The 21,167-nt window shown below is 57.5% G+C and carries 16 protein-coding genes, 1 other RNA gene and 1 pseudogene; 9 read left to right on the forward strand and 9 right to left on the reverse strand.

The annotated features are described in order from the left end of the window. Positions 1-62: 62 nt before the first annotated feature. On the reverse strand, positions 63-914 hold the full coding sequence (locus AB5Y93_RS12605; protein ID WP_368229486.1) for a type 1 glutamine amidotransferase domain-containing protein: 852 nt from the start codon (positions 912-914) through the stop codon (positions 63-65). Positions 915-1,031: 117 nt separating this feature from the next. On the opposite strand from AB5Y93_RS12605, the gene AB5Y93_RS12610 reads away from it, so the two are divergent. The 5 genes from AB5Y93_RS12610 (at position 1,032) to yjfF (ending at position 6,855) form a co-directional block, all read left to right on the forward strand. Beyond that, positions 1,032-1,997 carry a LysR family transcriptional regulator gene (locus AB5Y93_RS12610; RefSeq protein ID WP_368229487.1) on the forward strand — a complete coding sequence of 322 codons (966 nt, stop codon included), beginning with the start codon at positions 1,032-1,034 and terminating at the stop codon, positions 1,995-1,997. Positions 1,998-2,280: 283 nt separating this feature from the next. Then, positions 2,281-3,240, forward strand: coding sequence for a galactofuranose ABC transporter, galactofuranose-binding protein YtfQ (gene ytfQ / locus AB5Y93_RS12615; protein WP_368229489.1), 960 nt, complete (start codon positions 2,281-2,283; stop codon positions 3,238-3,240). A gap of 85 nt (positions 3,241-3,325) precedes the next feature. Then, positions 3,326-4,834, forward strand: coding sequence for a galactofuranose ABC transporter, ATP-binding protein YtfR (ytfR, locus tag AB5Y93_RS12620; RefSeq protein WP_201972167.1), 1,509 nt, complete (start codon positions 3,326-3,328; stop codon positions 4,832-4,834). A gap of 1 nt (position 4,835) precedes the next feature. After that, positions 4,836-5,855, forward strand: coding sequence for a galactofuranose ABC transporter, ATP-binding protein YtfT (gene ytfT / locus AB5Y93_RS12625; RefSeq protein ID WP_010674605.1), 1,020 nt, complete (start codon positions 4,836-4,838; stop codon positions 5,853-5,855). Further along, positions 5,848-6,855, forward strand: a complete 1,008-nt coding sequence (yjfF, locus tag AB5Y93_RS12630) for a galactofuranose ABC transporter, permease protein YjfF (RefSeq protein ID WP_010674604.1) — start codon at positions 5,848-5,850, stop codon at positions 6,853-6,855. Before ytfT ends, yjfF begins: the two co-directional genes overlap by 8 nt. 182 nt (positions 6,856-7,037) lie before the next feature. Here yjfF and AB5Y93_RS12635 read toward each other — a convergent pair whose 3' ends face one another. Beyond that, a complete protein-coding gene (locus AB5Y93_RS12635) occupies positions 7,038-8,066 on the reverse strand; it encodes an MBL fold metallo-hydrolase (RefSeq protein ID WP_368229490.1) in 1,029 nt (342 codons plus the stop codon). 887 nt (positions 8,067-8,953) lie between these two features. On the opposite strand from AB5Y93_RS12635, the pseudogene AB5Y93_RS12640 reads away from it, so the two are divergent. Further along, positions 8,954-9,064: pseudogene (locus tag AB5Y93_RS12640) on the forward strand (IS5/IS1182 family transposase); the annotation flags it as partial. A gap of 487 nt (positions 9,065-9,551) precedes the next feature. Continuing rightward, the gene (locus tag AB5Y93_RS12645) at positions 9,552-10,052 is read left to right on the forward strand and encodes a DUF1993 family protein (RefSeq protein ID WP_088821982.1); all 501 of its coding nucleotides are present in this window, start codon (positions 9,552-9,554) and stop codon (positions 10,050-10,052) included. A gap of 199 nt (positions 10,053-10,251) precedes the next feature. Here AB5Y93_RS12645 and AB5Y93_RS12650 read toward each other — a convergent pair whose 3' ends face one another. After that, positions 10,252-11,121 (reverse strand): LysR family transcriptional regulator, encoded by an 870-nt coding sequence (locus tag AB5Y93_RS12650; RefSeq protein ID WP_368229492.1) that lies wholly within the window; start codon positions 11,119-11,121, stop codon positions 10,252-10,254. Positions 11,122-11,376: 255 nt separating this feature from the next. Here AB5Y93_RS12650 and AB5Y93_RS12655 point away from each other — a divergent pair, with 255 nt between their 5' ends. Next, the gene (locus AB5Y93_RS12655) at positions 11,377-12,054 is read left to right on the forward strand and encodes a nitroreductase (RefSeq protein ID WP_088822002.1); all 678 of its coding nucleotides are present in this window, start codon (positions 11,377-11,379) and stop codon (positions 12,052-12,054) included. Between the two features lie 273 nt (positions 12,055-12,327). On the opposite strand, the gene AB5Y93_RS12660 is transcribed toward AB5Y93_RS12655, so the two are convergent. From AB5Y93_RS12660 to ffs, 6 genes are all read right to left on the reverse strand, one after another. Next, complete coding sequence (locus tag AB5Y93_RS12660) at positions 12,328-13,374, reverse strand: AraC family transcriptional regulator ligand-binding domain-containing protein (protein ID WP_368229494.1); 1,047 nt, start codon at positions 13,372-13,374, stop codon at positions 12,328-12,330. 181 nt (positions 13,375-13,555) lie between these two features. Beyond that, entirely contained in the window at positions 13,556-15,016 is a 1,461-nt protein-coding gene (locus AB5Y93_RS12665; protein ID WP_368229496.1) for an efflux transporter outer membrane subunit, read from the reverse strand. Between the two features lie 43 nt (positions 15,017-15,059). Beyond that, complete coding sequence (locus tag AB5Y93_RS12670) at positions 15,060-18,227, reverse strand: efflux RND transporter permease subunit (RefSeq protein WP_368229498.1); 3,168 nt, start codon at positions 18,225-18,227, stop codon at positions 15,060-15,062. Between the two features lie 76 nt (positions 18,228-18,303). Beyond that, complete coding sequence (locus AB5Y93_RS12675) at positions 18,304-19,485, reverse strand: efflux RND transporter periplasmic adaptor subunit (protein WP_368229500.1); 1,182 nt, start codon at positions 19,483-19,485, stop codon at positions 18,304-18,306. A gap of 408 nt (positions 19,486-19,893) precedes the next feature. Continuing rightward, positions 19,894-20,403, reverse strand: coding sequence for a hypothetical protein (locus AB5Y93_RS12680; protein WP_368229501.1), 510 nt, complete (start codon positions 20,401-20,403; stop codon positions 19,894-19,896). Positions 20,404-20,500: 97 nt separating this feature from the next. Continuing rightward, an RNA gene (ffs, locus tag AB5Y93_RS12685) (signal recognition particle sRNA small type) lies at positions 20,501-20,594 on the reverse strand. A 269-nt stretch (positions 20,595-20,863) separates the two neighbouring features. On the opposite strand from ffs, the gene AB5Y93_RS12690 reads away from it, so the two are divergent. After that, on the forward strand, positions 20,864-21,046 hold the full coding sequence (locus AB5Y93_RS12690) for a hypothetical protein (RefSeq protein WP_021230269.1): 183 nt from the start codon (positions 20,864-20,866) through the stop codon (positions 21,044-21,046). Positions 21,047-21,167: the final 121 nt, after the last annotated feature.

Genomic DNA, 21,167 nt, shown 5'->3' on the forward strand with positions numbered 1-21,167 from the left:
AAAAGGCAGCCCATGGGGGCTGCCTGCACTGATCAAGGGGGGAACTTGCGCCTCTCCTGGCGTCAGCCTGCCCCTTGCTGTTTGTCCAGCGCCGCGATGAAGGCGCTCGCCAGGGCGTGATCGGAGAAGGGATTCTGGCCTGTGATGAGCTCGCGATCGATCACAACGCCAGGCTGCCAGGGTGCCACGAACTGCATGCTGCCACCGGCCTGGGCCATGGCCTTCGCCGGGTAGTAGCGCAGCGTGTCACCCCCAAGGGAGCCTTCAAACACCGCCTCTTCCTTGTCGGAGAAGATGGTCATCCTGTAACCGTCGTAGATCCACTCTCTGGCGCCGTCCGCCTTGCCTGCAATGACCGACTGCTCGAACCCGGCCGGATCCGCCTGCGCCGCCAGCAGCGCGATGGGGCCGTGGCAGATGGCGGCCGTGGGTTTGTGGTTGTCATGGAAGTGGCGAAGCAGGGTCCCCACCTCGGGATCCTTGGCAAGATCGATGAGGGGCGCATGGCCACCGGGAATGAAGAGGCCGGCATAGCGCTCGGGACCGGATGCCAGCACCTCCCTCAGGGAGAGCACCTTGCCGGCGCCAAGCAGCCCCTCCACGACGGCGCCGATTCGCACCATCTCCTGCGGGTTGCCGCCAAAGTACTGGGGATCGACGGAGTGTTTGTCGACAACGGGCCGGTTCCCTCTCGGGGTCACCGGGGTCAGGGTATAACCGGCCTCCAGCAGGGCGGCGGCAGGCACCCCCAGTTCATTCTGGTAGAAGCCGGTGGTCAGGCTCTTGCCCCCTTGCAGCGGCAGTTCGGTCTCGCTCGAGAGCAGCACCAGGATCTCGCCTTTCGGGGCGGCGCTGGCCGCAGCGGTGGTCGCCAGCAGCAGTGAGGCCAGCACGGCCTTGAGGGTGTTCTTCATCGTGATCTTCCTTTTGATGGCAGTGATCGATCGGGCGGCCACCGGGCCGCCCGCGATGAGCAATTTACTGATTACCCAAGGATGAATAAACTCACACCATTGAACTTGATTATTTACATGGATGAACATATGTCCCGTGCCTTCGACCCCGTCCAGCTCGGCACCATAGAGCTCTTTTGCAAGGCAGCCGAACTTGGCAGCTTTACCGCCACGGCTCAGATGCTGGGGGTAACGCCCGCCTCGGTGAGCCGCTCCATCCAGCGTCTCGAGGCCAGGCTCGGCGTCAAACTCTTCCATCGCACCACCCGCAGCGTGCGCCTCACCCATGACGGGGAGCTCTATCGGGAGCAGTGCCAGCAGGCGCTCGAGCAGATCGCCGAGGCCGAGCGGGCCATCACCGGTCGCCAGCACCACCCCAAAGGAGTGCTGCGCATCAGCGTGGGCACCGTCTATGCCCACCACCGTCTGGTGCCCCTGCTGCCGGGCTTCATGGCGGCCTATCCCGAGGTCGAACTGGAGCTCAATGTCTCCAACAGGAACATCGACTTCGTGGAGGATGGTTACGATCTGGCCATCCGGCTGGGGGAGCCGCGCGATGGGCGGATCATCGCCCGCAAGCTGGAGGATGCCAGCCTCGGGGTCTTCTGCGCCCCCGATTATGCCGCCCGCCGCCCCGCGCCAACCGCCCTGGAGATGCTGTCGCAACATGATCTGATCCAGTTCATCACCCCGAGCACGGGTCGCCCCTTCCCCTGGCAGTTCGTGAACGAGCAGGGGGACCCTGTCGACCTTCATGTTCAGAGCAGACAGCGGGTGCTTGACGATGTGCTGGCTGGCCTGGGCTGGGCGGTGGCTGGGGGCGGTCTGTTCCAGATCTACCATTTCGTGGCGACCGAGGCGCTGTTGCAAGGCAAGCTGATCGAGGTGATGACCCCCTTTGCGGGGCGATCCCGCCCCTTCTACGCCCTCTATCCACAGCACCGTCACCTCTCGGCCCGGGTCCGGGCCTTCGTGGATTATCTGCTGGCAGCGGTGCGCCCAGAGGGGTCGCCTGTGCCAGGGGAATATCCCCCTCTTCGTTGACGAGGGCCCCTCATCTGCGTGCCTGCGCCCCCGATAACGGGGGCAAAAAGCAGGTGGCACTCTGGACACAATGGTTGCCTAATTAAATAAATATGCATAAAAAACAATGCAGGCAGGGCTCGATATATGAACTCTTCTGCTGTTTGTATGAAGCATCGTGCTGCTGAAAATTTTCTGTGAGCCACCTCCCGCCGTTTAATTCAAGAGCCTATAACCTTGACCCGTACAATAAAAACCTGACGTGTTTCGGTTTATTTCACTATGCATCACAAAGGAGTGTCATATGTATAAAAATGTGAAACTGGCGAGCATTATCAGCACCCTTATTCTCTCGGCCACTGCATATTCTGCAGAGATGACCGTGGGCTTCTCGCAAATTGGTTCTGAATCCGGGTGGCGAGCTGCAGAAACATCGGTCGCCAAGAGCGAGGCCCAAAAACGCGGCATCATCCTGAAAATTGCCGATGCCCAGCAGAAACAGGAGAACCAGATCAAGGCCATTCGCTCCTTTATTGCCCAAGGAGTGGATGCCATCTTTATTGCCCCCGTGGTACAGACTGGCTGGGAGCCGGTATTGCAAGAGGCGAAAGAGGCCGAGATCCCGGTCTTCCTGCTGGATCGCAATATCACGGTAAAAGATGACGGTCTCTTCATGACCGGGGTCGCCGCCGACAGCGTCCACGAAGGGGAAGTGGCAGCCCAGTGGCTCATCAAGCAGCAGGATGGCAAACCGTGCAACGTGGTTGAATTGCAGGGCACGGTGGGTGCCAGCGTGGCGCTGGATCGCAAGAAGGGCTTCCTCGACACCGTCTCGGCCGTGCCCACCATCAAGATCATCCGCACGCAGTCCGGCGATTTCACCCGCAGCAAAGGCAAGGAAGTGATGGAGAGCTTCATCAAGGCGGAAAATAGCGGCAAGAATATTTGTGCCGTCTACGCCCATAACGATGACATGGCCATCGGCGCCATCCAAGCCATTAAAGAGGCCGGGCTGAAACCGGGCAAGGATATCAAGATCATCTCCATCGATGGCGTGCCGGATATTTTCAAGGCGATGATCGCAGGCGAAGCCAATGCCTCGGTGGAGCTCACGCCGAATATGGCGGGACCGGCCTTCGATGCCCTGCTGGCCTATAAGAAAGATGGCACCCTGCCCCCCAAACATATCAAGACAGAGTCCAAACTGTTTGAGCCCGGGAGTGCCGAGGCGCAGCTCGAGCTGAAAAAAGACATGGGTTATTAATCCCGCTCCCCCGCCAGACTGTCACATAGCGCGCCATATAAGTGATTGAACTTGTATGGCGCGCTATATCGGAGAGCCAATGTTCATGTCAGAGAACACTCACGATGTCGTATTGAATGCCCGCGGAATATGCAAGACGTTTCCCGGAGTACGAGCCCTGCATCAGGTGGACTTCTCCCTGCGCCGGGGAGAGATCATGGCGCTGCTCGGCGAGAACGGGGCCGGCAAGTCCACTTTGATCAAGACCCTCACCGGTGTCTATCAGCGAGACGCCGGCCGTATCGAACTCGATGGCGTCCCCATTTCCCCGACGGACACCGCCCATGCCCAGCGTCTGGGGATAGGCACCGTCTATCAGGAGGTCAACCTGCTGCCGAACATGTCGGTGGCGGACAACCTCTTCATCGGCCATGAGCCCCGCCGTTTCGGCTTCATCGACCGGGGCGCCATGACCCGGCAAGCCAGCGCCATCATGGCCAGCCACGGCTTCGAGATGGATGTCACCCTGCCCCTCGACCACTACTCGGTCGCCATGCAGCAGATCGTGGCCATCGCCCGGGCGGTGTCCCTCTCCGCCAGGATCCTGATCCTGGACGAGCCCACCGCGAGCCTGGATGCCAGCGAAGTCCAGATGCTCTTCTCCCTGATGACGCGCCTGCGGGATCAGGGGGTGAGCCTCATCTTCATCACCCATTTTCTCGATCAGGTCTACGCCATCAGCGATCGCATCACAGTGCTGCGCAACGGCGAGCTGGTCGGCACCCGCGACACCCAGGCACTGCCACAACTGGAGCTGGTCAAGATGATGCTGGGACGCGAGCTGGACGACAATGCCCTCAAGCGGGCGGGCAAGACACTGCGCAGCAACCAGCCCATGGTGTCGTTCAGGGACTATGGCAAGCGGGGAGTCATCGCCCCCTTCAGTCTCGACGTCATGCCCGGGGAGATAGTGGGCCTCGCCGGCCTGCTCGGGTCCGGTCGTACCGAGACCGCCGAGCTGATGTTCGGCATAGTGCCGAGCGACAGCGGCGAGTGCCGGGTGCGGGACAAGCCGGTGACCATCCGCTCTGCACGCCAGGCGGCCGCCAACGGCTTTGGTTTCTGCCCGGAGGATCGCAAGAGCGCCGGCATCATCGCCTCGGCCTCGGTGCGGGAGAACATGGTGCTGGCCCTGCAAGCCCAGCGGGGCTGGTTGCATCCCCTGTCTCGCAAGGAACAGGACGAGATCACCGCCCGCCTCATCGAGCAGTTGGCCATCAAGACCCCGGGACCGGAGCAGCCCATCCAGTTTCTCTCCGGGGGCAACCAGCAAAAGGTGCTGCTCGCCCGCTGGCTGCTTACCAAACCCCAGTTCCTGATCCTGGACGAGCCTACCCGGGGCATCGACGTGGGGGCCCACGCCGAGATCATCCGCCTCATCGAATCCCTCTGCGCCAACGGGCTGGCCCTGCTGGTCATCTCCTCCGAGCTCGAGGAGCTGGTGGGCTATGCCGATCGGGTGATCGTCCTTCGTGACAGAAAACAGGTGGCAGAGCTTGCGACGGACGCCCTGAGCGTCCCTGCCATCATGAACGCCATTGCATGTGAGGCCTGATATGACGTCATCCATTCTCCCCCTCGCCAAGGGGTCGCGCGCCCGCAGGGAGTGGCCCACGGGCTCGGCCCAGTGCGCCGCCCTGGTGTGCGTGCTGCTCATCAATGCCCTGGTCGCCGACAACTTCTTCGCCATCCACATCCAGGATGGGCGGCTGTTTGGCAGCCTCATCGACATCCTCAACCGCTGTGCCCCGGTGGCCCTGCTCTCCCTCGGCATGACGCTGGTGATCGCCACCGGCGGCATCGACCTGTCGGTGGGCGCCGTCATGGCCATCAGCGGGGCCACCATGGCCAGCCTGGCCACCGGCGGTCACAGCCTGCCGGTCATCTTCGCCGCCGTCATCGGGGTGGGCCTTCTGTGTGGCCTGTGGAACGGCCTGTTGGTGGCGGTGTTCAAGATCCAGCCCATCGTCGCCACCCTGATCCTCATGGTGGCGGGCCGGGGCATCGCCCAGCTCATCACCGAGGGGCAGATCATCACCTTCAACAACGACGCCCTCGCCTGGATCGGCAGCGGCTCCCTCTTCTATCTGCCCACCCCGGTCATCATCACCCTGGGCATGGCGCTGCTGCTCTGGCTGCTGACCAAGCGCACCGCCCTCGGCCTCTTCATCGAAGCGGTGGGGATCAACATCAAGGCCGCCAAGAACGCCGGGCTCAACACCCCCATGGTGGTGATCGCCACCTACCTGTTGAGCGGCATGATGGCCGCCGTCGCCGGCATGATAGTCGCCGCCGACATCCGGGGTGCCGATGCCAATAACGCCGGGCTCTGGCTCGAGATGGACGCCATTCTGGCGGTGGTGATAGGAGGCACCTCCCTGATGGGGGGGCGCTTCAACCTCGCCCTCTCCCTGATCGGCATACTGATCATCCAGGGGGTGAACACCGGGATCCTGCTCTCCGGCTACCAGCCCCAGTGGAACCAGATCGTCAAGGCCCTGGTGGTGCTGGCGGTGCTGGTCATGCAGTCACCGGCCCTCAACCACCTCTTCCAGCGAGGGACTCGCCATGTTTAAACGCAACCTCCCCCTGATGGTGACCATCATGGTCTTCGTGCTGGGCTATCTGCTCTGCCTGGCCTCCTTCCCTGCCTTCATGTCCACCCGCATCATCTGCAACATCCTGACGGACAACGCGTTTCTGGGAATAGTGGCGGTGGGCATGACCTTCGTCATCCTCTCGGGGGGCATCGATCTGTCGGTGGGGGCCGTCATCGCCTTCACCGGCGTGCTGCTGGCAACGCTCATCGGGAAGCTGGGGGTCAGCCCCGTGCTGGCTATCCCCCTGGTGCTGGTGCTCGGGGCAGGCTTTGGCGCCCTCATGGGCTGGCTCATCGACACCCTTAAGATCCCCGCCTTCATCATCACCCTGGCGGGCATGTTCTTCCTGCGGGGGGCCAGTTTTCTCATCTCCGAGCAGTCCCTGCCCATCGATCACCCCACCTTCACCTACCTGTCGAGCCTGTCGTGGAAGATACCGGGGGGCGGTCGCCTGAGCCTGCTGGCCCTCATCATGCTGGCGGTGGTGGTCTTCGGCATCCTGCTCGCCAACCGCACCCGCTTTGGCAACAACGTTTACGCCATCGGCGGCAACGCCACCTCGGCAGCCCTGATGGGGATCTCGGTGCGCCACACCACCATTCGCATCTACCTGCTCTCCACCACCCTGGCGACCCTGGCAGGCATCGTGTTCGCGCTCTATACCTCGGCGGGCTATCCGCTCGCCGCCGTCGGGGTGGAGCTCGATGCCATCGCCGCCGTGGTCATCGGCGGCACTCTGCTGAGCGGCGGGGTGGGCACCGTCTTCGGTTCCCTGTTCGGGGTGCTGATCCAGGGGCTGATCCAGACCTACATCAACTTCGACGGCACCCTCAGCTCCTGGTGGACCAAGATCATCATCGGCCTGCTGCTGTTCAGCTTCATCGCCCTGCAGCGCCTGCTGATCCTGGTCTCGGAGCACCGCAAGGCCAACAAGCCAGGTCCTTTCAAGCGCCAGGTTGCCGCCCAGCCCGAGTGAGGTATCAGCAAGACTCTGGTGGCAGAAGATAACGCGGCAAGGCGCTCCCGTGCGCCCTCCCCGCCTGGTCGTCGCGGGTCCGGCACAGAGGATGGGGAGGCAGCGGGGGCCCTCACAGGGCCCGGCCCCAACCTCCCGTGCGCCCCTTTGAGGGGTGATACCGTCCTTGGAGGGCACTCAGGTCAATCGCACCACCAGGCGCTGCCCTCATGGGGGTTCAGCACATCCAGAGGCTCCCCCATGACAGGCGTGGTCAGGGGGATCTGTTGCTCCGCAGCCAGGCGGGCAATCTGCTCAAGCGGATCGTTCCAGCGGTGCATGGCCAAATCGAAGGTGCCGTTGTGCACCGGATAGAGCCATTTCCCCCCAAGATCGTGAAACGCCTGCGCCGTCTGAGCCGGGAGCATGTGCACCAGCTCCCAGCGCTTGTCGTAGGCCCCGGTCTCGAGGAAGGTCACGTCGAACGGACCGTAGCGCCTGCCAATCTCCTTGAAACCGTCGAAGTAGCCGCTGTCACCGCTGAAGAAGAGGTTGACCCCCTCGCCGCGAATGACCCAGGAGGCCCAGAGGGTCTGGTTGCCGTCCCCAAGGCCCCGGCCGGAGAAGTGCTGGGCCGGGGTCGCTATCAGGGTGACACCGCCCACCCGGGTCTGCTGCCACCAGTCCAGTTCGCGGATCTTCTCCTTCGCAATCCCCCAGGCCATGAGGCGCGCCCCCACCCCGAGGGGCGTGATGAAGTGGCCGACCTTCTCCTGCAGCGCCAGTATGGCCCCGTGATCGAGATGGTCGTAGTGATCATGGGAGAGGATCACCCCCTCGATGGGGGGCAGCGCTTCCAGGGTGATGGGCGGCTGATGCCAGCGCTTGGGGCCGAACCACTGCATCGGTGAGGCCCGCTCGCTGAACACGGGATCCGTCAGCCAGAACGTGCCCTGCAACTTCAGCAGCAGAGTGGAGTGGCCGAGGCGCCACACGCTGTTGTCCGGCGCCGCGATGAGCCCCTCCCGGGTTATGACCTGTACCGGAATGGCGCGATCCGGCACCGTACCCTCAGGCTTGGCGAACAGGAAGTCCCACCAGAGCCTGGCCCCTTCCCAGAGGCTTCGCGCCTGGGGTGTCACGGCATTGTTGAACCGCCCCCCCTGATATTGCGAGGAGTCCGGGTGTTCGGGCAGGCCCGGTTTGAGTAGAGATGCGATCATGCCAATCATCAGGGCTCCTTTGAGCAACCACAGAAAACGACGCCCCTCAGGGGCGCGAAAAGAGGCTGACGGGTTCTGCATTCTGACACGCCTGTCAGCCTGGTCTCTGGTGAGTCGGGAGCAACCCCTGCACGGGGCCGCACCATCCATAAAACAGAACGGGAGAGTCGCACGGTATGAAATCGGTTCCCGACATCTCCAATAACGGCAAGATAGCCTGCCCGGGCTCCCGCCACCAGAGGGGTTCGCGTTGCCGCGTGGCCCCGGCATGGTGTCGCGTCACGCAAATGGCCTCACCTGCTCTGCCAGCGCCAACAAAAGGAGGCGTCAGATGGCGTACTGCAAGAGCTTGCAGTGCTGAAAGTCAGAAGATGGCTGGGCCATAGAGGCCACGGGAGGTGACTGAGGGAAAGCATGATCTCAAGGGGACAGTGCTGAAGATCAAGAGGAAGTTTGAGCCAGGCGCGGTCTGAAGCCTGATAAACGCCCATAGGGCACAGGCTCACCTTGCGGTAGAGCAAATAGCATGTGAAGAGAGCTGAAAATGCACTTTGAAGACTCCTGATTCATCCACATGAAGTGGATTACCAAGAGGTCTGAAGGGGGTATTAGCTGTAACTTGTTGAATATGTCGTCTAAACCATAAGTTGACATAACGCACAACCATAAATCAGTGACTTACGAGTGTTTTATAACCCATAAGTTGACATAAAAATTACCCATAAGCTGACATAGAGTGACATCAACCCCTACGCCCTGCCCCTGCGGTGTTGTTATTTTACCACCTCAGAAATCTGTTCGAGATACACAGCAAGCACTTAACTGCATCAACCGTACTGAATCGCTCCTACCATTGCTCACACATGGTTATCGCATCTTCATATTGCAGTCAGCTCAAGTTGTCGCTGCGAACCATGGAAGACTTCATCAACACCTTGTTCCAATTGATGGCGGGGCCTTTGCAATCGCTGGACTATAGCTGTATCAGCACGCGCGCCAAGACCGTCGACAACAATACTCAGGTGAGCGAGACACCTAACAGGTGTGAGAAAATGAACGAGATGAAAGGGCTTGGTCTACCTGCTCACCAGTTATTGGAACAAGTGTTCACGAAGGCTTGGGGAACAGATACCCCACGAAGAATTTGATCAACAGCCCTCCGACATTCACTGCCATGATGAGCAATTATGTTGCAGTAAAACCCACTCTAATTTCCATTATTGAGAATTAGGTTTTTATTTTTAGTGGTTCCATTCAATTTTTAGAGTGGTTAAATTTATCCATTCGAATTGGAGCAGAATTTAAAAATGAACCTCGTTGATGCAACACTATATATCTAGCTATGCGCTACCAGCGATAAGCTTCAACATTCCTTGGTAAAAAACCGAGAGTGGATATATAAGGTTAGATCCCATACCTACTAATTCCATCGGGCTCCAAACTATCTACGAAAAGCTGGGGCGCCATCACATCACTACATACAAAAGGACATTCATGATGTATGCACAAATAACGCAGTTCACAAAAACGCTCCGCAATCTATCACTTCTTATCAATAAGGCACAAAAGCATGCTGAGGAAAATAAATTTGAACCAGACGTTCTTTTGAACGCCCGTCTTTCACCAGATATGTTACCCTTCACGAGTCAGGTACACATGGCGTGTGATACTGCGAGACTAGCCACCTCAGTCTTAACCGGTAAACAGGCTCCGGTTTTTGAAGACGCTGACGAAACGATCCAGGATCTCAAAGCTAGCATTGAAAAGACCATCGAATATGTCACATCGATGAAAGAAAGCGACTTCTCAGGCTGGGAAGAAAGAATAGTTGCCCCTCCGGGATGGGCCGGAGCTTTCCTTGGTATAGATTATTTCTACCAACACGCAGTTCCCAACTTTTACTTTCACATGGTGACAGCATACGCGATCCTTCGACATAAAGGTGTCAAGATCGGGAAGATGGATTATATCGGAAAGCTGCCTTTCCTAAGATAATGGAATAACACTCGCTGTTTCATTATCAACCCAGCTCCGGAAAAGCTATGCTCCGGAGCTTTGTCAGCACATTCTACCTATGTTCTGCGCTCAGGTCTTCCATAGGTCTTTTTGTAATATTGCAAACATTCTACGCCAAACCTACTTACAAGTAATTATGGCAGGTTACTCTGATAGTTAATCAGGGTTAGCAATAACTTTAGGCCAGCTTACCAATCCATTCTGTACAAAAATCAATATATGCTCGCACCAATACTGAAGGATGTTTTTGACGAGAGTATACAAGGTGTAGCGGAATTTTTTGAGTAGCTATGCTTGGCAAAAGTTGTATCAGTTCACCGCTTTCTAACCAGGGCCTGGCTGAAAAATCCAGTAACTGAGCAACAGCCTTACCGTTCAGAGCATAATGAATTATGGCCTGCAAATGATTAGTGGAAAAGAAGGGGGCGTATTTAACTTTTTCGGCTCCAGAAGCCCATTCAAAAAAACCATAATTCAGACTCTCCCAGGCAGCAACTGGAAGCTGGGCCATTTCTGTGAGAGTCTCAGGAGTACCGCGTTCAGATAATAATTTAGGACTTGCTACAAACACCGTTTCCAGATTCATAAGTAATTTGGCTATGACATCATCGCTATTCAGGTCGCCAAGCCTGAGCGCAACATCAATACTGTCTCCGAACAAATCAACGACCCTTTCGCTGGAATGACAGAATACGGTGATATCAGGGTAACGTTGCTGAAATTCAATCAATAAATCCCACCACAATGAAAAATTTGGTGGGATAGACAAGCGCAATTTCCCCTGCAGTGAGTGGGCAGCAGTGACGGACTTATGTGCATCCTCCAGTAACTCCACACCCAGACGGGCCTGCTCAAAGAATTGTTGCCCTTTGTAGGTGGGTTTAACGCCTTGCCGCGAGCGCTCCAGGAGTTGGACTTTCAACTCCTGTTCTAACTCATTAATTTTACGACTTAAAGTTGCTATCGGAACTGATGTTCTTTCACTTGCGGCGGAAAAACTACCTGCATTCACTACCGCGATGAACAATTTGGTTGCGTTGAAATCCATTGTTCTTTCCATACTTGGTCATTAAGTTCTTATTTTTAGCCATTCCATTCCATTTTGCAAAGGGTAAAATATCGGACATACGCTAGACGAACAGAACACTTTAAAGTGATTAATGGCATCCATCCGCAGTAGCAGACTGTGAGGCCCGGCAATCATGTCGAGAATATGGTGTCCACCGGCACGGGATTTTTCGTTGTCAAATTCATTAGTCAGACAGAGAAATTTTTTATGCCTGACTTTTATAAGAGGTACATTATGTCTGAATCAATGCTTTTTCGGGATGTCGTGCGTAAACGTCACTCAGTGCGTCATTTTCTTCCTCAACCTGTACCGGAAGGCATTCTCCGTTCGGTATTGGAGGATGCACAGCTCTCACCTTCAAACTGTAATACTCAGCCATGGCAAACGCATATTGTCTCAGGTTCAAAAAAAGATGCACTGAGCAAGGCCATGTTAGCGGCGGATGACGCAGGACAGTTGACGCCGGATTTCAGTTTTGGCATCAATGATTTCCCTGGCGTCTATCGTGAACGTTACAAAGAGCAAGGCGCGGCCTATTATCAGGCTATCGGCATTAAACGCGATGCTTATGATCAGCGTCGCCATGCCTCACGTCGTAACCTGGAATTCTTTGGTGCGCCACATGTTGCGCTGCTTTTTATGCCAGAAGTGGGCGATAACGTTCGTGTAGCGGGAGACATAGGTATGTACGCTCAGACGCTTCTGCTATCTCTGACTGCTCACGGCTTAGGCGGTGTTCCTCAGACTATGCTGGGTTTTTACGGCGAAACCATTCGCAAAGAACTCGGTATTGAAACGTCATCGAAATTGTTGTTTGGCATCTCTCTGGGTTACCCCGACATGACTCACCCCGCAAATCAATACAGGATTAATAAAGCCCCCCTTAGTGAGAGTGTCATTTTTCATCAGTAATTGAAGTGTTTTTATATTGCTCAGCCCACTTTTCCGTCAGGACTCGTGGGCTGAATTTTTCAATATAGAGAAAGCTCGTCGGAGACGTAGAAGCCAATGGCCGTTGAGAATATTGTCAGTCATTGAGGAGGGAGGTGCGTTTCAAAAGACCGAGAAGGCCAGGATGATCTTGTTATGGACTCTGGATAGCTGCGCGGCCAAAGCGACTCATTCGGCCGCTAAGCCGCGATACGAGTGTCTCACCATTACCTGGACTAAAAACGCCGGTTCGTTTTAAGCCTCAAACGCCCCTCTTCCAGAACCATACACTACCGCACCTCTGGCGACTCTGCGCTGCAACTCGAGCCACTCACCGGGAGATACCCCCTCCCAGCCGTTGAACGCTCGATAAAACGAGTTGGAATCTTCGTAGCCGAGCAGGTACGCCGTCTCGTTGGGCTCTATCGCGCCAGTCTGCAAATAGGATCGCGCCAGTTCGCGGCGGGTCTCCTCCACCAGTTGCTGAAAAGTGATGCCCTCATCGGTCAACCGCCGTTGCAGAGTTCGCGTACTCATCGCCAGTTCCTTGGCCAGCGATTGCAGCGTCGGACGCCGACCTGCGAGAGTGCGTTTCAGCACCTGTTTCACCGCGTAGGTGATTCTGGTGTTTTGGTCATGCTCCTGCAACTCGGCATCGAGCTGCGGGGCAATCACGGCGAGCAGCTCTTCGTTGTGGGTATAAAAGGGAAAATCCAGATCGCTGGAGCGAAACACCAGCGCATTGCGCGACGCATTGAAGGTGATCGGACAGCCAAAGTGCCCCTCCAGCAACGCGCGATGTTCGGGGCCACGCGTCAATTCGACGTGCAGCGGGCGAATATGCCCGTCAGAGCTGTGTCGTGCCATGGCCGTCATCCAAGAGAAGCCCATATCAATCATGATATGGGGCGGTTGCTCACTGGTTGCCAGATAATGGGAGTCAATGATCACCTCATCGCCGTTTACCTCGACACGGATCTCTTCCGGGCAGACGACCCGTTTGTAACGGGCCAGACGCTGCAGAGCATCTCGTAAACAACTGCTGCACACCGCCGCAATCGCCATCGGATGATTGCGCTCGAGTCGCATATCTGCACCCAACGTGAGACCAAATGCCACATCGCCACAATGGTCTGAGATCGTGCTCCACAGGGAAAACAACTCTGCCGTGGAGGCATAGATTTTCTCTTGCTGGAAAAACAGCTCAGGCAGTCCGGCTTTGCGCTGCAACATCTCTAACGAGAGACCCCGCTCTGCAATGCGCAGCATCCACTGTTTGGAAATTCGAAAACGATCGATCATCGTGTGGTGTACTCAATCAAAGTAGATAACGTGACCTTGTCTGGTCGCTGATACCGCTTGGCGGCATTGGTGGGCCAATGCCGCTTTTTAGCAAAAAAATATCTGACATCACACCATGCTGTCATTCACGTTCTTGATATGTGAAGGTGCCATGTCATCGGCTCACCCAAGGGCCCATTGCTCAGGTTTTGTTGGATGCCTCATCGGCCACATATTCCGGCCAACCGCCGGCCATGGCTCGGTAGAGCGACACCACGGCCAGGGTATATCCGACCCGACTCTGTGCCAACGCATCCTGGCTTTGCAGACGCACGTTTTCGGCATCCAGCAACGCCAGCAGATCGATGGCGCCCTGGTCGAAGCGCACCTTGGCCGTCTCGGCGGCACGCATGCTGGCTGCAGCAGCCTGCTCCAGATGCTGGCGCTGCTGCTCACTGCGTGACACCTGAACCAGTGCATTCTCGGTCTCTTCCAGCGCGGTGAGGACAGCCTTCTGATAGCTGGCCAGCTCACCGGCTGCCTGCGCATTGCTGGCAGCGATACGCGCGCGAACGCGGCCAACATTCAAGAATGAGCCATCAACACCGAGTGTCAGCGACCGGGTCTCGCTGTCCCGTGCAAACAGAGAGCCGGCATCCAATGCCTGAGTACCGATCAAGCCCCCCAGGGTAAATCGGGGGAAGAGATCGGCAGTGGCCACACCGATGCGCGCTGTCGACGCGGCCAGGCGATGCTCGGCAGCAGCCACATCCGGACGGCGGCGAAGCAGCTCGCCGGGCGCCTGCATGGGCACATTGGCAGGCAACTGCGCCAGCGCTGCCGGCGCCGCCAGCTCGCTAATCAATGACTCCGGCACATTACCGGTCAGCACGCCAATCCGGTGAGTGGCCAGCGCAATTTGCGCCTCCAGTGGCGGGATGCTGGCGCGGGTTGATTCGAGCTGGGCACGGCTTCTATCCACATCAAACGCGCTGGCCATGCCCGCCCCTTGCCGCAGTTGCAGTAGCGACAGGGTTTGCGCCTGGTTGGCGACGTTGTCACGGGCGATGCCCAGCTGCTCCTGCCAGCCGCGCAGCTGGAAGTAGGTCTGGGCCAGTTCCCCCACCACCGCCACCTGCATGGCAGCCATATCATCGGCACTGGCACGGGTGTCGGCGCGCTGCGCTTCCACGGAACGCCGCACGCGGCCAAACAGATCCAGCTCCCAGCTAAAGCCGACACTACCCTGATATTGGTGATAATCGCGATCGGCAGCCGCGACGCCGGGCTGCTGACTCGCACTGCTGCGCTCATTGCTTGCCTGCGAGCTGGCGGTGAGCGTAGGCAGCAAGTCGTACTTTGCGCTACCCAGCATGGCATTGGCCTGCTGATAATTGGCCAGTGCCAGCTGCACATCGTGGTTATGACGCAGGGCAAGCTCAACCAGTTTGGTGAGCTCCGGGTCGTTAAATCCGCGCCAGAACGCCGGCCCCGCATCAGGAGCCGGCTCTTGACGCACTGTGGCATCCAAACGGGCATAGCTGCTCACGGCCGGCAGGGCCGGACGTTCAAAGTCCGGTCCGACGCTGCACGCTGACAACAGCGCGGCGAGGCTCACTGTGAGCACGCGACGGGATGGATTGGCTTTCGAGTTCACATACATAGCAAAGTCACTCGTCCAAAAAGAGGTTGGAATGCGCCCGAATTCAGAGCGGATCGCCCACGAAGGTCGACTCGCCATGCTGGACCAAGGGCCGGCCGGAGAGCTTACGCAACGCCACGTAGAACACCGGGGTCAGGAACAGGCCAAACAGCGTCACCCCCAGCATCCCGGCAAAGACCGTGATACCGGTCACTGAGCGCACTTCCGCCCCGGCGCCCGTGGAGAGCACCAACGGAACCGTGCCGGCGATAAAGGCGATTGATGTCATCACAATCGGGCGCAACCGCAGCCGGCATGCCTTCAGCGCAGCCTCGACAATGCCACGACCGTCCATCTCAAGCTCACGGGCAAACTCGACGATCAGGATGGCGTTCTTGCACGCCAGCCCCATCAGCACCACCAGCCCCACCTGAACGAAGACGTTGTTATCACCACCTGTCATCCAGACCCCGAACAGTGCAGAGAGCAGCGTCATCGGCACAATCAGGATCACCGCCAGCGGCAGGGTCCAGCTTTCATACAGTGCCGCCAGTACCAGGAACACCATCAAGATTGCCACCGGGAAGACAATAAAGGCGGCATTGCCCTGAGTGGCCTGCTGATAGCTCAAGTCAGTCCACTCGGTGGTCATCCCCACCGGCAATACCTGCCCGGCGATATCGGTCAATTTGCCCATCACCTGCGCTGACGAGAGCATGCGCGGATCGGCCTCACCGGCCAGATCGGCCGCGGGGTAACCGTTAAAACGCAGCACCGGGTCCGGACCGTAGGTTTCCTTGATGGTCACCATCGAACCGATCGGTACCATCTCACCGCGGGCATTACGGGTTTGCAGCTTGCCGATGTCCTCCACGCTATCGCGAAACGCCCCGTCCGCCTGCGCAATCACCTGCCAGGTACGACCAAACTGGTTGAAGTCGTTCACATAGGTCGAGCCCAAATAGGTCTGCAAGGTATCGAACAGCTCGGTCAGTGCGACCCCTTGCGCCTTGGCTTTGACACGATCCACATGGGCATCGAGTTGCGGCACGTTGGCCTGATAACTCGTAATTGGGTACGCCATGCCCGGTGTCTGGGCTACTGTGCCCTGCATCGCCTGCACGGCTTCTTGCAGTTTGCCGTAACCGAAATTGCCACGGTCCTCGATAAACATCTGATAGCCGTTACCGCTGCCGAGCCCCAGGATCGGAGGCGGCATCATCGAGAAGGCGAAGCCCTCTTGCAGACCAGCGATCTTCTGGTTTATCTCGGCATTGATCTGTGCCGCAGTGCGGCCATTACGCTCAGCAAACGGCTTGAGCGGTATGAACGCCACCCCGGTGTTGGGTGTGTTGGTGAATTGCAGCGCATTTAGACCCGGGAACGAAATGGTGTGCGCCACCCCGTCGGTCTCTTGTGCGATCTGGGCGACCTTGTGCAACATCTCGTCGGTGCGGGCAATCGACGAACCTTCCGGCAGTTTTACCCCGGCAATCAGGTAGAGCTTGTCCTGGGTCGGGATAAATCCGGGCGGAACCTGTTTGAACATCACACCGGTCGCGCCGAGCAGCAGGGCATAAACCACAAACACGGCGCCACGGCGACCAAGGATACGGGAGATGCTGCGCTCATAGCGCTCGGAGCTCGACTTGAAGACCCGGTTAAACGGACGGAACAACCATCCCAGCAGGTAGTCAATCAGTCGGCTCGGACCATCCTTGGGCGCATCGTGCGGTTTGAGCAAACGGGCAGCCAGCGCCGGCGACAAGGTCAAGGAGTTGATGGCCGAGATCACGGTCGAGATGGCGATGGTGACGGCGAACTGCTTGTAGAACTGGCCGGTGACACCGGACAAAAACGCCATCGGCACAAACACGGCGCACAGCACCAGCGCGATCGCAATGATCGGCCCGGAGACTTCACGCATCGCTTGATGCGCCGCAGCCACCGGCGAGAGCCCCTCTTCGATGTTACGCTCGACGTTCTCCACCACCACGATGGCATCGTCCACCACAATCCCGATGGCGAGCACCAGACCGAACAGGCTCAGGGTGTTGATGGAAAAACCCAGTACATAGAGGGCAGCAAAGGTCCCCACCACCGACACCGGCACGGCAATCAGCGGAATGATCGAGGCACGCCAGGTCTGCAGGAACAGGATCACCACCAGCACCACCAGCAATACTGCTTCGAGCAGGGTGTCCACCACGGCACTGATCGAATCACGCACAAAGATGGTGGTGTCGTAGACAGCTTCATACTTCACATCAGACGGGAAGGTCTTCTGCATCTGGTTCATCGCATTGATGACCGCATCGCGGATCTCGAGCGCATTGGCGCCCGGCGACTGGAAGATACCTATACCGACCGCATTCTTGCCATCCAACTGGGAGCGCAGGGTGTAATCGCCGGCTCCAAGCTCAACGCGGGCCACATCGGCCAGACGCACCACTTCTCCGTTATCGCCATTTTTCAGCACGATATCGCCGAATTCCTGCTCGCTGCGCAGACGCCCCTGGGCGTTGATCAGCGTGAGGAACTGGCTGTTTGGCATCGGCTCGGCACCCAGTTGGCCAGCCGACACCTGCACGTTCTGTTCGCGCATGGCGCTGACCACATCACTGGCCGTCAGGCCCAGAGAGGCAATCTTGTCCGGGTCAAGCCAGGCGCGCATGGCATAGTCACCACCACCAAACACTTGGGCATCCCCCACCCCCGGGATCCGCGCCAGCGCATCTTTCACATGCAGACGCGCGTAGTTACGCAAGTACAGGGTGTCGTACTTGCCGCCTGGCGAAGTCAAATGCACCACCATCAGAAACGTCGGAGACTGCTTCTGGGTGGTCACGCCCTGGCGGCGCACATCTTCCGGCAGACGAGCCTGTGCCTGCGCCACACGGTTTTGTACCTTGACCGCGGCCTCGTCGGGGTCAGTGCCCGGACGGAAGGTGATGGTCATCTGCAGCACGCCGTCAGAGCCAGCCACCGACTTGAAATACATCATGCCTTCGACGCCATTGATCGCCTCTTCCAGCGGCGTGGCCACGGTTTCAGCGATCACCTTGGGGTTGGCGCCCGGATAGACGGTTCGTACCACTACCGACGGCGGCACCACTTCCGGATACTCGCTCACCGGCAAGTTAGGAATGGTGATCAATCCGGCAGCGAAGATCACGATCGACAGCACAGCCGCAAAAATTGGCCGATCAATAAAGAAACGGGAAAAGTCCATGGAATAGGTCCTTAAACAGACTGTTCGAGAGAGACCAGGCGCGTCAGCACACGCGCCGCAGTGGACATTGGGGTGGTCATTTCATCGCCGCCGTCAATGCTGAAGCGCCCTGCATCGGCACCTCTCTGGCGTTCACCGGCATGCCCGGAATGAACACCTTCTGATAGCCTTCGATGATCACGCGATCGCCAGCCACCAATCCTTTCTCGATGATGCGAAGCCCCTCGGCTTCCCGTCCCGGCACCACATCACGGCGCTGAGCCTTGCCATCTTTGTCGACCACATAGACATATTTACGGTCCTGATCAGTCAGCAGGGCCTTGTTGTCGATCAGCACGGCATCGGGAATGCGGCCACCTTGCAGGCGCACACGGGCAAACAGACCAGGGGTCAAATAGCGATATTTGTTATCCAGAATGGCGCGAACGCGAAGGGTGCCGCTGCTGCGCTCCACCCGGTTGTCGAGAAAGTCGACCTCGCCGGTATGGAGGAAGCCCTCCTCATTGGAGAGCCCAACCTGAACCGGGATCGTGGCGCTGTTGCCACCGAGGTCAGTGCGGGCGCGCTGGGTGTAACGCAGGAAGGCATTCTCATCGATGTCGAAATAGGCATACATCTTGTCTTGCGACACCAAGGTGGTCAGCACGCTCGCAGCGCCGTCTGCCGTAACCAGGTTGCCCTTGGTCACCAGCGCGCGCCCTGCCCGACCGACAATCGGTGCGCGTACCTGGGTCCACTCCAGATTGAGCTTTGCCGTATCGACCGCAGCTTGAGCTGCCATCATATCGGCCTGGGCCGCCTTATCGGCAGCGTTGCGCTGCTCCCACAGCTCGGTAGAAATGGCGTGTTGGGCGACCAGCACCTTGGCGCGGCGCGCTTCGTTGCGGCTCTGCGCCGCCACACTGGTCGCACGTGCGAACTGTGCATTGGCCCGCGCCAGTTCGGCGCGATAATTGCGGGCATCGATAGTGAACAGCACATCGCCTTGTTTCACCTCCTGACCTTCCCGATAGTTCACGCTCTCGAGATACCCAGATACACGGGGACGCAGTTCGACGCTTTGAATCGCTTCAATACGGCCACTGTATTCATCCCACTGGGTCACCGGTTTGACCACAACCTGCGCCGCGCTCACCTCGGGCGGTGCCATCGATACTGGGACGGACTTGTCGTTGCAACCGGCAAGCAACAGGGTACCCAAGGTCAACACTACCAACAAAGGCGATGCGTCATACCGTAAAATATGTATGTTTTTCATATAGATGATTCCAATTGTGGAATAGGAAAAAACGTGATGTCCGATGGCCAAATCGCCACCAAAACGGGAGATTGGTCACAAATTGAGGCAGAACAGAACAATACAAGGGGCAAGACATAACCTATATGCAGAACGCGCCAATTTACTTGCCAAACGCGCCAAACAATTAAGATTGCGTTAAATTAAGATTGCGTTAATAGAAACTGCCGAGTAGCTAGAAAAGCAGGGGCGATTCAAGCGGCGATATGACTCCTGCCTTTTCGCCCATTGGACGGACCTCCGCCTCTCCTCCATCGTGTAACCACTTCTGGCCTTGGTCTCTTTGACCCGCTGTAGCTTGAGTCCAGCGAAGTGATTGACGATCCTCTCGTGGTGGTTCAATAACCAGACGAACAACAGAGAGAATTTCTAGAGATACTTGTTGATAGTCGTCGGGCTCTTCCCTGAATTCAGCAATTCGTCCTTGAACTTGACCACATCGGCCTTGCTGTATGCCGTGGGAGGTCTATCCCCCAGCGCCTTGATGAAGTAACCGATGTAGTTCTTCTGATTGCTGAGCTCTTTTGGTGCCCAGGACAACGCCTTTTCTTTCAGGTAACGCTCACTGAGTTCTGAAAGTACAGGGGATGCAATGGCAGAAGGAGCCGCAGGGACTGACTGAGGGGCTGGCTTGGTCGCAGATGGTGTCTGTTGCTGTAGCCGCTGAGGCTCCGGCAGGGAGCTTGGCTGAGGTTCTGGCTGGACAGTCTCAGGCTTTACCCGAGAACGCGCACAGATGAGCAACTGAGCCACTTGTTCACGTGCGACCAGCTTGTCCCGAGTACGGAGAGATTTCTTGATGTCTTTGCGGCGACCACAGGGAAGCACTGTCACCTTGCGGTAGTACCAGATACCTTGCGGAGAGAGCCAGAGATTCACTATGAAGACTCCTGATCCATCCACATAAAGTGGATTACCAAGAGGTCTGAAGGGGGTATTGGAGGCTAACTTATTGATCTTCAGAAACAGGTGGTGGCCCTACCAGCCACATCCCGGCACTCGAGTCCCCCGCCTTGGCTGCTACCTTCCGGTCCTGACCAGGTTGACGAGTTATCAATGCGAGCCCAAATAAATCAGGCACTTGGGGATGGAACTGATTGCCATCATAGTGTTCTGAAACCTCAACAAGCGAGAATCCGCCGGAAGTACGGTCATCCACATCAAGTGGACATGCTTAAATTGGTAACAAACAGGCCAATCCTACCCGCCCTCTCCCGTACACTGCAAGCACCTCATTACAGGCCCCATCCCCTCCCTCAACAGCTCAACAATCAACCCAATATTGAGCAAAATGAAATCTAATGGTAACTTTGGGTCTCACTTAAACCCGAGGTGACATATGGCTACGAACACAGGCAAAGGCTATCGACAAGGTTCCGTCAACGACCGTACCCAAGTTCAGAACCCGGTTAATGGGAACTGGACGAAACGTGATACGGATAGCGGCAAGTTTATCGAGCAGAAACAAGGTGGGGAGCCCTTCAAAGGGGTAGCCAAAGAAACCGACAACCGCCGGAAGTGAGTTCATCGATGACCGACCAGTGTTCTTGTGGCCAGCCCCTCAACCATTCAGTTGTGTTCCATCAAAACGGGCAGAAACTCAAAAGCTGCCCGAGCTGTTCAGAACAGGCTGGCGTTCATGT

This window comes from Aeromonas sp. R10-1, assembly GCF_040908465.1.
In the GTDB taxonomy this organism is placed as follows: domain Bacteria; phylum Pseudomonadota; class Gammaproteobacteria; order Enterobacterales; family Aeromonadaceae; genus Aeromonas; species Aeromonas caviae.